The organism is Brucella sp. HL-2 (genome assembly GCF_025846885.2).
GTDB classification, from domain to species: Bacteria; Pseudomonadota; Alphaproteobacteria; order Rhizobiales; family Rhizobiaceae; genus Brucella; species Brucella quorumnocens.
The window spans coordinates 23,313-37,244 of sequence record NZ_JAOYTK010000024.1 but is presented as its reverse complement, the minus strand read 5'-3'; the positions used below and the strand labels follow the sequence as shown (position 1 = coordinate 37,244).

The window sequence follows — 13,932 nt, the reverse complement described above, 5'->3', positions numbered from 1 at the left end:
AGGTGAGACATGCTGGCTGATAAGGATCGCATATTCACCAATATCTATGGCTTCAAGGACATGTCCCTGAAGGGCGCTATGTCGCGTGGCCATTGGGATAACACCAAAGGCTTCATCGACAAGGGTCGTGACTGGATCATCGACGAGATGAAGGCATCTGGCCTTCGTGGTCGTGGTGGTGCTGGCTTCCCGACCGGCCTGAAATGGTCCTTTATGCCGAAGGAAGTTACGGACCGGCCGCATTACCTCGTCGTCAATGCCGACGAATCCGAACCGGGCACCTGTAAGGACCGCGAAATTCTGCGCCACGATCCGCATACGCTGATCGAAGGCTGCGTTATCGCCGGTTGCGCCATGGGCGCTCACGTTGCTTATATCTATCTGCGCGGCGAATTCATGCGTGAGCGTGAAGCGCTTCAGGCAGCGATTGACGAATGTTACGATGCAGGTCTTCTGGGCAAGAACAATAAGTGCGGCTGGGATATGGAGATTCTTCTCCATCACGGCGCTGGCGCTTATATCTGCGGCGAAGAAACCGCTCTGTTGGAAAGCCTTGAAGGCAAGAAGGGTCAGCCACGTCTGAAGCCTCCTTTCCCTGCGAATATGGGCCTCTATGGCTGCCCGACGACAGTGAACAACGTTGAATCGATTGCTGTTGCTCCGACGATCCTTCGTCGCGGCGGCGCATGGTTCTCGTCGATCGGTCGTCCGAACAATGTCGGCACGAAGCTGTTCCAGATTTCCGGTCATGTGAATACGCCATGCACCGTGGAAGAGGGCCTCGGCATCACCTTCCGCGAGCTGATCGAAAAGCATGGCGGCGGTATTCGCGGCGGTTGGGACAATCTGCTTGCAGTCATTCCTGGCGGCGCATCATGCCCGATTATTAAGGCCGAAGACATGATGGACGCCATCATGGATTTCGACGGTATGCGCGACAAAAAATCGTCGTTCGGAACCGGCGGTCTGATCGTCATGGACAAGTCCACTGACGTCATCAAGGCAATTGCTCGTCTTGCAGCTTTCTTCAAGCATGAAAGCTGCGGCCAGTGCACGCCTTGCCGTGAAGGTACGGGTTGGATGTGGCGCGTCATGGAACGCATGGTCAAGGGTAACGCGCAGAAGCGCGAAATCGACATGCTGTTTGATGTGACCAAGCAAATTGAAGGTCACACGATCTGCGCGCTTGGTGATGCTGCTGCATGGCCTATTCAGGGCCTGATCCGCAATTTCCGTCCGGAAATTGAAAAGCGCATTGACGATTATACGCGCAACGCTGTTCAGAGCCGCAACATCCGTCTGGAAGCAGCGGAATAAGGCTGACGCATTGTGTGGTGCGGTCCGTCTCCCACGGGCCGTAATAGAGTTTGACATCTGGAAGATGCGGCAAGAGCCGCAGGTTTGGATAAGCGATGGCAAATATTAAGGTTGACGGCACAGAGATCGAAGTACCCGATCACTATACGCTCCTTCAGGCTGCCGAAGCCGCGGGGGCGGAAGTCCCGCGTTTTTGTTTCCACGAACGGCTTTCCATCGCCGGAAACTGCCGCATGTGCCTTGTTGAAGTGAAGGGTGGACCGCCAAAGCCGGCTGCATCCTGCGCTATGGGCGTACGCGATCTGCGTCCCGGCCCGAATGGCGAAGCACCTGAAATTTTCACCAACACGCCGATGGTCAAAAAGGCCCGCGAAGGCGTGATGGAATTCCTGCTCATCAACCATCCGCTCGATTGCCCGATTTGCGATCAGGCAGGTGAGTGCGATCTGCAAGATCAGGCAATGGCGTTTGGTACCGACGGTTCACGCTATCGCGAAAACAAGCGTGCGGTTGAGAACAAGTATATCGGCCCGCTCGTCAAGACTGTGATGACACGCTGCATTCACTGCACGCGCTGCGTCCGCTTCACGACCGAAGTGGCTGGTATTTCTGAACTCGGCCTCATTGGTCGTGGTGAAGATGCTGAAATTACCACATATCTCGAGCGCGCTATGACTTCGGAGCTGCAGGGCAATGTCATCGACCTTTGCCCGGTTGGTGCTCTGACCTCGCGTCCATATGAATTCCAGGCGCGTCCGTGGGAATTGAACAAGACTGAAACCATCGACGTGATGGATGCAGTTGGTTCGAACATCCGCGTTGACACCCGTGGTCGTGAAGTGATGCGCATCATGCCACGCGTCAACGAAGCCGTGAACGAAGAGTGGATTTCCGACAAGACCCGTTTCATCTGGGATGGTCTGCGCACCCAGCGCCTTGATCGCCCATATGTGCGTAAGGATGGCCGTCTGGTAGCAGCATCGTGGCCTGAAGCTTTTGCAGCAATCGCTGCCAAGGTTTCGGCAACATCTTCTGACAAGATCGGGGCTGTTGCTGGCGATCTGGCTTCGGTTGAAGAACTTTATGCTCTGAAGAGCCTGATCGCGTCGCTTGGTTCTGCCAATATTGATAGCCGTCAGGATGGCGCAGCACTTGATCCAGCTTTGGGTCGTGCAAGCTATCTCTTTAATACGACGATCGAAGGCATTGAAAATGCTGACGCTCTTCTGATCATCGGCTCCAACCCACGTGTTGAAGCGGCTATTCTGAACGCTCGTATTCGCAAGCGTCAGCGCATGGGCCATTTCCCAATCGCTCTGATCGGTGAACAGGCTGAACTGCGTTACAACTACGAATATCTTGGCGCAGGTGCAGACACACTTGCAGCTGTCGCTTCCGGCAAAAATGCATTCCGCGACGTGCTGGCGAAAGCCGAACGTCCGCTGATCATTGTTGGTCAGGGCGCATTGACTGGCGAAAACGGCGCTGCTGTTCTGGCTCAAGCTGCAAAGCTCGCGCAAGATGTCGGCGCGATCAATGGCGAATGGAACGGCTTCTCGGTCCTTCACACTGCAGCTTCGCGCGTCGGTGCTCTTGATCTCGGCGTTGTGCCGGGTGAGGGCGGCAAGGTTGCAGGCGAAATGCTCGGCAATCTTGATGTTGTGTTTCTGCTTGGTGCAGACGAACTCGACATGACAAGCAAGGGTTCGAGCTTCGTTGTCTATATCGGTACGCATGGCGATGCCGGTGCACATGCGGCTGACGTTATCCTGCCAGGTGCGGCTTACACCGAAAAATCGGGTACATGGCTTAACACTGAAGGTCGCGTGCAGCTCGGCAACCGTGCTGGTTTCGCACCGGGCGAAGCAAAGGAAGATTGGGCAATTCTGCGCGCTCTTTCCGACACGCTCGGCAAGCGTCTGCCATTTGACTCGCTGGCACAGCTTCGCGCCAAGCTCTATGCAGATTACCCGCATATGATGGCCATTGACACTGTTGCACCTGCCGCTGCCGACGATCTGGTCGCGCTGGCTGGTAAGGCAACCAACCTGGGTGGCGGCGCTGCGTTCGTTTCCCCGGTCAAGGATTTCTACCTGACGAACCCAATCGCGCGTGCTTCCGCTGTCATGGCCGAGTGCTCGGCGCTTGCGGCCGGCAGCTTCCAACAGGCAGCTGAGTAAGCGAGAGAGAGACGGAATAATGGACGGAATTTTTGCAGCTTACGTCTTGCCCGCGCTGATTATAGCGCTGAAGTCGGTCGTTCTGCTTGTCGTATTGCTGATCGTCGTGGCTTACCTGCTTTATGCGGATCGTAAGATCTGGGCAGCCGTGCAGCTTCGCCGTGGACCGAACGTCGTTGGCCCATGGGGTCTGTTTCAGGCTTTTGCCGATCTTTTGAAGTTCGTCTTCAAAGAGCCGATCATTCCATCCGGCGCGAATAAGGGTGTGTTTCTTCTTGCACCTTTCATTTCCGCTGTGCTGGCAATGGCAACCTGGGCGGTCATTCCCGTCAATGAAGGTTGGGCAATCGCCAACATCAATGTCGGTTTGCTTTACATCTTCGCTATTTCTTCGCTTGAAGTTTATGGCGTTATCATGGGCGGCTGGGCCTCGAACTCGAAGTATCCGTTTCTGGGTGCACTTCGTTCGGCAGCGCAGATGGTCTCCTATGAAGTGTCGATCGGTTTTGTGATCGTTACGGTTCTTCTGACGGTTGGCTCGCTTAACCTGACAGATATCGTGTTGTCGCAGAATACGGGTATCGGTACATCGCTCGGACTGCCGGCTTCGTTCCTCGACTGGAACTGGCTGGTTCTGTTCCCGATGTTTGTGATCTTCTTCATTTCGGCACTTGCTGAAACGAACCGCCCGCCATTCGACCTTGTCGAAGCTGAATCGGAACTCGTGGCCGGTCATATGATCGAGTATTCGTCCACACCGTTCCTTCTGTTCTTCCTCGGCGAGTATGTGGCGATCACGCTGATGTGCGCCCTGATGACGACGCTCTTCCTTGGCGGCTGGTTGCCTCCGGTTGACGTATGGTTCCTCAATTGGGTTCCGGGCATCATCTGGTTCATGCTCAAGCTTTGCTTCTGCTTCTTCATGTTCGCTATGGTGAAGGCTTTCGTACCGCGTTACCGCTACGACCAGTTGATGCGTCTGGGCTGGAAAGTATTCCTGCCGATCTCGCTCTTCATGGTTGTTCTGACCGCGACCGTCATTAAAGTCTTCGATCTGGTGTAAGGAGAAAGAAAAATGGCTTCTTTCGCACAGGCCGCGAAATCACTCCTTCTCAAGGAATTCGTCGGCGCTTTCTTCCTCTCCATGCGCCAGTTTTTCGCGCCAAAAGCGACGTTGAACTACCCGCATGAAAAGGGTCCGATTTCTCCACGTTTTCGTGGCGAACACGCGCTGCGTCGTTATCCCAACGGCGAAGAACGTTGCATTGCCTGCAAGCTTTGCGAAGCGATCTGCCCGGCGCAGGCTATCACCATTGAAGCGGGTCCCCGCCGCAATGATGGCACGCGCCGCACGGTGCGTTACGACATTGATATGGTGAAGTGCATCTATTGCGGCTTCTGTCAGGAAGCTTGCCCTGTAGATGCGATCGTTGAAGGTCCGAACTTCGAGTTTGCGACCGAAACCCGCGAAGAGCTCTACTATGACAAGGACAAGCTCCTTGCCAATGGCGATCGCTGGGAACGCGAAATTGCGCGCAACATCGCTATAGATGCGCCATATCGCTGATTGGTTTTGCTGAAACCTCTGTTTCGGCATCCGGTTTGAAAAGCGGCAACAAGAGGGGGCAGCCTCGCTTGTTGCCTGAATTTAAGTTTCGCGATTTTTCGCGACAAACAAAGACTAAAGCGGGCAAAGCAATAGGGCTTTGTCCACGGAAAGGTGTTGGGGGATCCCCATGCTGACAGGTATTGCGGCAGCGTTCTTTTATCTGTTCGCCTTTATCATGATCGCCAGCGCGTTCATGGTGATTGCGGCGCGCAACCCCGTGCATTCGGTGCTGTTTCTGATCCTCGCTTTCTTCAATGCGGCGGCACTGTTCTTGCTAACGGGGGCCGAGTTCCTCGCCATGATCCTGCTTGTCGTTTATGTCGGCGCTGTGGCGGTTCTCTTCCTCTTCGTCGTCATGATGTTGGATGTCGATTTCTCTGAGCTCAAGCGTGGTGCGCTGCAATATGCGCCGGTTGGTGCTCTTGTTGGTCTGATCCTGCTTGGCGAGCTGATCGTTGTGTTCGCAGGTTCGATGTTCACTCCTAAGCTGGGGCAGGGCTCGGTTCCTATCCCTGATCTCGCAGAACGCACCAACACTGCAGCCCTCGGTGACATTCTTTACACCGACTACGTTTTCAACTTCCAGATTGCCGGATTGGTTCTTCTCGTTGCCATGATCGGTGCGATCGTTCTGACGCTGCGGCACAAGCCAAATGTAAAGCGCCAGTCGATCCCGGATCAGGTTGCTCGTACGCCTGAAACGGCGATCGAGATCAAGAAGGTCGAAACGGGCAAAGGCATCTGAGGATAAGAATATGGAAATCGGTATTTCTCATTATCTGACCGTTTCAGCCATCCTGTTCACACTTGGCGTTTTCGGTATTTTCTTAAACCGCAAGAACGTCATCGTCATCCTGATGTCTGTCGAATTGATCCTCCTCTCGGTCAATCTCAACTTCGTGGCGTTTTCTTCTGTGCTTGGCGATATGGTCGGGCAGGTTTTCGCGCTCTTCGTTCTGACTGTTGCAGCTGCAGAAGCGGCTATCGGTCTGGCAATCCTCGTTGTTTTCTTCCGTAATCGCGGTTCTATCGCGGTGGAAGACGTCAATGTTATGAAAGGTTGACGGGCAAATGCTCTATAACGCGATCGTCTTCCTTCCGCTTATTGGCTTTCTTGTTGCCGGTCTTTTCGGCAACAAGATTGGTGCCAAAGCGAGTGAATATCTTACTTCCGGCCTGATGGTGATCGTTGCGATCCTGTCATGGGTCGTGTTCTTTCAAATCCCGCTCGGCCACGATGCCGAAACGGTTCGTATCCCCGTGCTTCATTGGGTTACGTCCGGTTCGCTGTCCTTTGATTGGGCGCTGCGCGTCGATACGTTGACCGGCGTCATGCTTGTCGTGATCAACTCGGTGTCGGCACTCGTGCATATCTATTCGATTGGATATATGCACCACGATCCGCATCGTCCGCGCTTCTTTGCCTATCTGTCGCTCTTCACCTTCGCCATGCTTATGTTGGTAACGTCGGACAATCTGATTCAGATGTTCTTCGGCTGGGAAGGTGTGGGTCTGGCATCCTATCTTCTGATCGGTTTCTGGTTCCAGAAGCCATCGGCAAATGCCGCCGCAATGAAAGCCTTCGTTGTCAACCGCGTTGGTGACTTCGGCTTCCTGCTCGGTATCTTCGGCCTGTTCGCACTGTTCCAGTCGGTCGATTACAACACGATCTTTGCTGCTGCTGCGAATTATTTGCCTGCTGAAGGTGCTGCCGATACCGGTGCGGTTGTTCTCAACTTCCTCGGCTATGAACTGCACAAGGAAACAGCCCTTACTGTTGTTTGCCTGCTGCTTTTCATGGGGGCGATGGGTAAGTCCGCGCAGTTCCTGCTGCACACATGGCTTCCTGACGCGATGGAAGGCCCGACACCTGTTTCCGCACTTATTCACGCGGCAACGATGGTGACCGCGGGTGTGTTCATGGTTGCACGTTTGTCGCCGATCTTTGAACATTCGCACACCGCATTGTTGATCGTGACGATTATCGGCGCAACGACAGCATTCTTTGCTGCAACAGTTGCGCTTGTGCAGAACGACATCAAGCGCGTTATCGCTTATTCGACCTGTTCGCAGCTTGGTTATATGTTTGCGGCTCTGGGTGTCGGCGCTTATGGCGCGGCTGTATTTCACCTCTTCACGCATGCGTTCTTCAAGGCACTTCTGTTCCTTTGCGCCGGTTCGGTTATCCATGCCGTTTCGGACGAGCAGGACATGCGTCGCATGGGTGGTCTGCGCAAGCTGATCCCAATCACCTACTGGATGATGATGATCGGTACTGTTGCGATTACGGGTCTGGGCGTTCCAGGAACGATCATCGGTACGGCTGGCTTCTTCTCGAAGGATGCTATTATCGAGTCGGTCTTCGCATCGCACAGCCTTGCGTCAGGTTACGCCTTCACGCTTCTGGTTATCGCAGCGATGTTCACGAGCTTCTATTCATGGCGTCTGATTTTCATGACTTTCTATGGCAAGCCACGCGCTTCCGCTGAAGTCATGCATCATGTGCATGAATCGCCGCCAGTGATGCTCGTTCCGTTGTTGCTGCTTGCTGTTGGTGCTCTGTTTGCTGGTTTCGTCTTCAAGGAATACTTCTTCGGACACGAATATGCAGAGTTCTGGAAGGGCGCGCTCTACACCGCTCCAGGCAATGAAATCCTGGATCATTATCACCACGTTCCATTGTGGGTTAAGCTGTCTCCTTTCATCGCGATGGTGATCGGTCTGGTTACGGCCTGGGTGTTCTATATCCGAGCACCACACATTCCGAAGGCACTCGCAGAACGTCATCGCGGTCTGTACCAGTTCCTTCTCAACAAGTGGTACTTCGACGAACTGTATGACCGCATCTTCGTTCGTCCTGCACGTTGGCTCGGCCGCTTCTTCTGGAAGGTCGGCGACGGCAAGATTATCGACGGATACGGTCCAAACGGTGTCGCTGCACGCGTTCTTGATGTTACAGGTCGCGTTGTGAAGATGCAGTCTGGTTACCTTTATCACTACGCATTCGCGATGCTTATCGGCGTCGCCGCGCTCGTCACCTGGATGATGCTCGGGAGCTCTCTCTGATGACCGATTGGCCAATTCTTTCTACGGTCACATTTCTGCCGCTCGTCGGCGCCTTGTTGATCCTTCTCATCAAGGATGACAGCGAAGCCTCGCGTCGTAACATTAAGAATGTTGCGCTGCTGACTACGGTTTTCGTGTTCATTCTGTCTTTGGTTATCTGGGCTGGGTTTGATAATTCAAATCCAGGCTTCCAGATGGTCGAACAGGTCGACTGGCTCGGTGGTGGGATTTCCTACCACATGGGCGTTGACGGCATTTCGATGCTCTTCGTCGTGCTTTCTGCTTTCCTCATGCCTTTCTGCGTGCTGGCAAGCTGGATCGCTATCGACAAGCGCGTCAAGGAATACATGATCGCGTTCCTTATTCTGGAAACGCTCATGATCGGCGTGTTCTGCGCGCTGGATCTGTTCCTGTTCTACGTCTTCTTTGAAGCAAGCCTTATCCCGATGTTCATCATCATCGGTGTCTGGGGTGGCAAGCGCCGCGTTTATGCAAGCTTCAAGTTCTTCCTCTACACGCTGCTCGGCTCGGTACTGATGCTGATCGCGATCATGGCAATGTACTGGCAAGCCGGTACATTGAATATCGTGGAGCTGCTCAAGTACGATTTCCCTGCAGGCATGCAAACGTGGCTATGGCTGGCATTCTTCGCATCGTTCGCTGTAAAGATGCCGATGTGGCCGGTTCACACCTGGTTGCCGGACGCGCACGTTGAAGCACCAACGGCAGGCTCGGTTATTCTGGCCGGTATCCTTCTGAAGCTGGGTGGCTATGGCTTCCTGCGCTTCTCGCTGCCGATGTTCCCGCTGGCATCTGCCGATTTCGCTCCATTCGTCTTTGCACTTTCCGCAATTGCTATCGTCTACACCTCGCTCGTTGCTTTGGTGCAGGAAGATATCAAGAAGCTGATTGCTTACTCCTCGGTTGCGCACATGGGCTACGTCACCATGGGTATTTTCGCAGCCAATGAGCAGGGTGTGCAGGGTGCAATCTTCCAGATGCTCTCGCACGGTATCGTTTCAGGCGCACTCTTCCTTTGTGTCGGCGTGATCTATGATCGTATGCATACCCGTGAGATTTCGGCCTTTGGCGGTCTCGTCAACAACATGCCGAAATATGCCGTTGCATTCCTCATCTTGACGATGGCGAATGTCGGTCTTCCGGGTACGTCAGGCTTTATCGGTGAATTCCTCACGCTGTTCGGTGTCTTCCGCGTCAATACGTGGGTGGCTCTGTTCGCAACCTCTGGTGTGATTCTGTCGGCAGCCTATGCGCTGTGGCTTTATCGCAACGTGGTTTTCGGTGCGCTGACCAAGGAAAGCCTCAAAGGCCTTCTCGATCTCAGCCCGCGTGAAAAGCTGATCCTGTATCCGCTTGTGATCCTCACCATTTTCTTCGGTGTGTATCCAGTGCCGGTCTTCGATGCGACCGCAAGCGCTGTGCATGCACTGGTTAATAATTACGACGCAGCGCTGGCGAATGCCGCTAGCGCTACGCTGGCGCAGTAGTAAAGGCAAAGGCCCGATGCAAACCGACCTGATTGCTTCCCTGTCTCTCGCAGCACCCGAGGTTCTCCTCGCGCTGAGCGGGCTGGCATTGCTTATGATCGGCGTGTTCTCCGGAGAGCGCGCCTCCACACTCGTCAATGGGCTCGCTGTCGCCGTTTTGATTGCTGCACTGGCTCTTGTCGTTATCTTCCCGCACAACGGTATCGCCTTTGGCGGCAGCTTTGTGAACGATGGTTTCGCACGCTTCATGAAAGTGCTGACATTGATCGGCTCTATCGTGACGCTCGTCATGTCCGTTGGTTTTGCGCGTGAAGAGAAGTTCGACAAGTTCGAGTTCCCAGTGCTGATCGTTCTTGCGACGCTTGGCATGCTCATCATGGTATCAGCATCCAACATGCTGACGCTTTATATGGGGCTCGAGCTGCAGTCGCTCGCACTCTATGTGCTCGCAGCTTTCAATCGTGACAGCGTTCGTTCGACAGAAGCCGGACTGAAATACTTTGTTCTGGGTGCGCTCTCTTCGGGCATGCTGCTTTACGGTATCAGCCTTGTTTACGGCTACACTGGTCACATCGGCTTTGCGGAAATCGCCAGTTCTATTTCCGGTGGCGAGCGTCAGCTCGGTCTGGTCTTCGGTCTGGTGTTCATTCTGGCAGGCCTTTGCTTCAAGATTTCTGCCGTTCCGTTCCATATGTGGACGCCGGACGTTTATGAAGGTTCGCCAACACCTGTAACCGCGTTTTTTGCTGCTGCCCCTAAGATGGCTGCAATGGCTCTGATCGTTCGTGTTGTGGAAGGCGCTTTCGCTCCTGTCACCCACGACTGGCAGCAGGTCATTACTTTCGTCGCAATCGCTTCGATGGTGCTGGGTGCCTTTGCTGCTATCGGCCAGCGTAACATTAAGCGCCTGATGGCTTACTCATCGATCAGCCACATGGGCTATGCGCTCGTTGGTCTGGCAGCTGGTACGGTTGTTGGTGTTCGCGGCGTTGCGCTTTACATGCTGATCTATCTCGTCATGACGCTTGGTAGCTTTGCTTTCATCCTGTCCATGCGGACAAAGGAAGGCAATGTCGAGCAGATTGAAGATCTGGCAGGCCTGTCGCGGACCAATCCGGTTATGGCAACAATCATGACCATGATGCTGTTCTCGCTTGCAGGTATTCCGCCGCTCGCTGGCTTCTTCGGTAAGTGGTACACCTTCGTCGCAGCCGTTGAAGTGGGTCTGTATCCGCTCGCAATCATCGGTATTGTCGCTTCCGTTGTCGGCGCGTTCTACTACCTGCGCATGATCAAGATCATGTGGTTCGATGAGCCGGTAACGACCTTCGTTACACCGGCAATCGAGCTTCGTCTGGTACTGCTCGCTTCGGGTGCATTCGTTCTGTTCTATGGATTGATTGGCGGCTGGCTTGGCGGTTTGGCTGAAACTGCAGCCAAGACGTTCTTCTGAGCATGACAATAAATAAAGCCGCAGGTGATGGCATGGGTTTCACGCTGGCACCTGCGGCTTTAGCAGACGGATACAGACTGGAGTTTTTTCCAGTCGTTGGTTCTACCAATGCAGAGGCGCTGGAGCGGGCGAATGCCGGCGATGCAGGACGCCTCTGGTTCGTTTCTCCCAAGCAGGAGAGCGGACGCGGCCGACGCGGCCGTACATGGACTGCTCCTGAAGGCAATCTTGCAGCAACATTGCTTCTGGTTGATCGTTTTGATCCCAAGATTGCCGCCACTTTAGGTTTCGTGGCTGGTTTGGCTTTGGCCGATGCTGTCGATGCGGTTCTGCCATCGACTGTTGCGGCCCGCGTGAACGTTGCGCTTAAATGGCCGAACGACGTTCTCGTTGACGGTGCAAAACTGTCCGGTATTCTCCTGGAATCGACGTTGCTTGCCGAAGGCCTGTTTGGTCTTGCTGTGGGTATGGGCACGAATGTCGTGGCCGCTCCGGATGGCTTGCCTTACGCTGCGACGTCCATCAACGGATTGGGCGGTAACGCCGATGCTAGTATCTTGTTTTTGGCGTTGTCTGATGCATGGTGCCATTATTATCGCATTTGGGATGATGGCCGTGGCCTCAACACGATCCGTGAGCTGTGGCTCAAGCGGGCACACGGACTTGGTCAGCCTGTTGTGATGCAATTGAATGGTCGCATTGTCGAAGGCGTTTTTGAAACTATCGATTCGGATTGCCGGCTTGTCATTCGCGAGGATGACGGTACACGTGTTCCGGTGACAGCTGGGGACGTTTATTTTGGAACAGCGGCCTCTGTTAAACCCGTTTCCTAAGTGAATATTGTGCACAATTGATCGCTGTGCGCGTTGTTCCGGGCTTGCAAACTATCGGCAGCCGGTTCAACAGGGTCATAATTAGGGCGTGTCGTTGAATGATGGGAACAGGTTTTCCCATGATGACAGGCGAAAGAACGAAAACTTACGGCGCATAGCTCAAAAGGTGTTAGACACTTTTACTAAAGGTTATGCGTTAAATCAAAAAGTTAGAGCGTAAAGCTGAATCAACTCGGCAAGTCGTCGCTCTAAACCATGAGTTAGAACAGGGAGGCATTATGCCCCGCTCACCATCGACCCAATTTGTCTTCCTGCCCCTTGGCGGTGTCGGCGAAATCGGCATGAACCTGGCTATGTATGGCTTTGGTCCAGAAGACAATCGTGAATGGATCGTGGTCGACATGGGCGTAAGCTTTGCCGGTCCAGAACATCCTGGCGCGGATCTGATCCTGCCGGATATTCGCTTCCTTGAAGCCGAGAAGAACAATCTGCGCGGCATCATCATTACGCATGCGCATGAAGACCATTACGGCGCGCTGCTCGATCTTTGGCCACGCTTGAAAGCGCCGGTCTACGCGACCCCATTCACGGCAGGCTTGCTTGAAGCAAAACGTCAGTCTGAATTTGGTGCACCGGAAATCCCGGTCACGATCTTCAAGGCTGGCGAAACTTTCGAAGTCGGTCCATTCAAGCTCGAAGCAATTGCCGTTACGCACTCGATCCCTGAACCCGTTTCGCTAGCTATTACCACGCCACTTGGCACGGTTGTTCATACGGGCGACTGGAAGATGGACCCCGATCCTTCGATGGGGCCGCTCATTGATGAAGCACGGTTTCGCGCGCTTGGCGATCAGGGTGTTCTGGCACTCATCTGCGATTCCACCAATGCGATGCGCGAAGGTGAATCTCCTTCCGAGCGTCAAGTCGGCGATAGCCTGCGTGAGCTGATCGAAAATGCACGCGGTCGCGTGGCTGTTACAACCTTCTCGTCTAATGTCGGTCGTATCCGCTCCATTACCGAAGCAGCACGCGATGCCGGACGTCAGGTGTTGGTGGTCGGTCGCTCGATGAAGCGCACGATCGCTGTGGCAACCGAGCTTGGCTATATGGAAGGCCTGCCGGAGTTCCTCAGTGAAGACGATTACGGCTATATTCCGCGTGAAAATGTCGTTGTTATTCTGACGGGTAGTCAGGGCGAGCCACGCGCAGCGCTTGCAAAACTTGCTCGCGATGAAATGCGCAGCATCGCTTTGTCGGCGGGTGATACAGTGATTTTCTCATCGCGGCCTATTCCCGGTAATGAGAAGGCTATTCTGGATATCAAGAACAAGCTCATCGATCAGGGTATCAAGCTAATCAGCGATGATGATGCGCTCGTGCATGTTTCCGGCCACCCGCGTCGCAATGAACTCAAGCGCATGTATTCTTGGGTGCGACCGAAAATTCTTGTTCCGGTACACGGAGAGGCAGCACATCTGGTTGCCCAAGGGTCGCTTGGTGCAATGGAAGGCATCGAAGAAATTGCTCAGGTTCGTGACGGCGATATGCTGCGTCTTGCACCCGGCAAAGCCGAAATCATCGATGAAGCACCGGTTGGTCGCATCTACAAGGACGGCAAGCTGATCGGTGACGAAGACGAGATAGGCATGGTAGAGCGTCGTAAGCTCGCTTTTGTCGGTCATGTCGCTGTTTCAGTACTGCTCGATCGTGATTTCAAGATTATGGATGAACCCGATCTCGTGGCTTTCGGTTTGCCGGAAGAAGACGGGCAGGGCGATCTGATGGAAGACATTCTGCTCGATGCTGCAATCGAGGCCATCGACAGCATTCCACGCGCGCGCCGTAAAGATCTCGAAGTGGTTCGTGAATCGGTCCGCCGAGCTGTTCGCTCTGCGACAAATGAGGCATGGGGCAAAAAGCCGGTAGTGACGGTGTTTATCAACCGGATAAAGTAGCTCTGTTTTCG

The 13,932-nt window shown here is 54.1% G+C and carries 11 protein-coding genes; all 11 read left to right on the top strand.

Going from position 1 to position 13,932, the window contains the following annotated elements:
* Positions 1-9 precede the first annotated feature (9 nt).
* Entirely contained in the window at positions 10-1,317 is a 1,308-nt protein-coding gene (gene nuoF / locus OIV19_RS18945; RefSeq protein ID WP_095446441.1) for an NADH-quinone oxidoreductase subunit NuoF, read from the top strand.
* A gap of 95 nt (positions 1,318-1,412) precedes the next feature.
* On the top strand, positions 1,413-3,497 hold the full coding sequence (gene nuoG / locus OIV19_RS18940) for an NADH-quinone oxidoreductase subunit NuoG (RefSeq protein WP_264232861.1): 2,085 nt from the start codon (positions 1,413-1,415) through the stop codon (positions 3,495-3,497).
* A gap of 19 nt (positions 3,498-3,516) precedes the next feature.
* Entirely contained in the window at positions 3,517-4,560 is a 1,044-nt protein-coding gene (gene nuoH / locus OIV19_RS18935) for an NADH-quinone oxidoreductase subunit NuoH (protein ID WP_095446443.1), read from the top strand.
* A gap of 12 nt (positions 4,561-4,572) precedes the next feature.
* On the top strand, positions 4,573-5,064 hold the full coding sequence (nuoI, locus tag OIV19_RS18930; RefSeq protein WP_094576849.1) for an NADH-quinone oxidoreductase subunit NuoI: 492 nt from the start codon (positions 4,573-4,575) through the stop codon (positions 5,062-5,064).
* Positions 5,065-5,233: 169 nt separating this feature from the next.
* Positions 5,234-5,851, top strand: coding sequence for an NADH-quinone oxidoreductase subunit J (locus tag OIV19_RS18925; protein ID WP_024897483.1), 618 nt, complete (start codon positions 5,234-5,236; stop codon positions 5,849-5,851).
* Positions 5,852-5,861: 10 nt separating this feature from the next.
* A complete protein-coding gene (gene nuoK, locus OIV19_RS18920) occupies positions 5,862-6,170 on the top strand; it encodes an NADH-quinone oxidoreductase subunit NuoK (RefSeq protein ID WP_007874552.1) in 309 nt (102 codons plus the stop codon).
* Between the two features lie 7 nt (positions 6,171-6,177).
* On the top strand, positions 6,178-8,172 hold the full coding sequence (gene nuoL / locus OIV19_RS18915) for an NADH-quinone oxidoreductase subunit L (protein ID WP_095446445.1): 1,995 nt from the start codon (positions 6,178-6,180) through the stop codon (positions 8,170-8,172).
* Entirely contained in the window at positions 8,172-9,680 is a 1,509-nt protein-coding gene (locus OIV19_RS18910; protein WP_095446446.1) for an NADH-quinone oxidoreductase subunit M, read from the top strand. Before nuoL ends, OIV19_RS18910 begins: the two co-directional genes overlap by 1 nt.
* 16 nt (positions 9,681-9,696) lie before the next feature.
* Entirely contained in the window at positions 9,697-11,133 is a 1,437-nt protein-coding gene (nuoN, locus tag OIV19_RS18905) for an NADH-quinone oxidoreductase subunit NuoN (RefSeq protein ID WP_095446447.1), read from the top strand.
* A gap of 32 nt (positions 11,134-11,165) precedes the next feature.
* On the top strand, positions 11,166-11,966 hold the full coding sequence (locus OIV19_RS18900) for a biotin--[acetyl-CoA-carboxylase] ligase (protein WP_264232895.1): 801 nt from the start codon (positions 11,166-11,168) through the stop codon (positions 11,964-11,966).
* Positions 11,967-12,244: 278 nt separating this feature from the next.
* Positions 12,245-13,921, top strand: coding sequence for a ribonuclease J (locus OIV19_RS18895; RefSeq protein ID WP_264232853.1), 1,677 nt, complete (start codon positions 12,245-12,247; stop codon positions 13,919-13,921).
* Positions 13,922-13,932 lie beyond the last annotated feature (11 nt).

What these genes read in the sequence shown, in the direction of transcription:
- nuoF (WP_095446441.1), top strand. Translation starts at nt 10, where the DNA reads ATGCTGGCTGATAAGGATCGCATATTCACCAATATCTATGGCTTCAAG.
- nuoG (WP_264232861.1), top strand. Translation starts at nt 1,413, where the DNA reads ATGGCAAATATTAAGGTTGACGGCACAGAGATCGAAGTACCCGATCAC.
- nuoH (WP_095446443.1), top strand. Translation starts at nt 3,517, where the DNA reads ATGGACGGAATTTTTGCAGCTTACGTCTTGCCCGCGCTGATTATAGCG.
- nuoI (WP_094576849.1), top strand. Translation starts at nt 4,573, where the DNA reads ATGGCTTCTTTCGCACAGGCCGCGAAATCACTCCTTCTCAAGGAATTC.
- OIV19_RS18925 (WP_024897483.1), top strand. Translation starts at nt 5,234, where the DNA reads ATGCTGACAGGTATTGCGGCAGCGTTCTTTTATCTGTTCGCCTTTATC.
- nuoK (WP_007874552.1), top strand. Translation starts at nt 5,862, where the DNA reads ATGGAAATCGGTATTTCTCATTATCTGACCGTTTCAGCCATCCTGTTC.
- nuoL (WP_095446445.1), top strand. Translation starts at nt 6,178, where the DNA reads ATGCTCTATAACGCGATCGTCTTCCTTCCGCTTATTGGCTTTCTTGTT.
- OIV19_RS18910 (WP_095446446.1), top strand. Translation starts at nt 8,172, where the DNA reads ATGACCGATTGGCCAATTCTTTCTACGGTCACATTTCTGCCGCTCGTC.
- nuoN (WP_095446447.1), top strand. Translation starts at nt 9,697, where the DNA reads ATGCAAACCGACCTGATTGCTTCCCTGTCTCTCGCAGCACCCGAGGTT.
- OIV19_RS18900 (WP_264232895.1), top strand. Translation starts at nt 11,166, where the DNA reads ATGGGTTTCACGCTGGCACCTGCGGCTTTAGCAGACGGATACAGACTG.
- OIV19_RS18895 (WP_264232853.1), top strand. Translation starts at nt 12,245, where the DNA reads ATGCCCCGCTCACCATCGACCCAATTTGTCTTCCTGCCCCTTGGCGGT.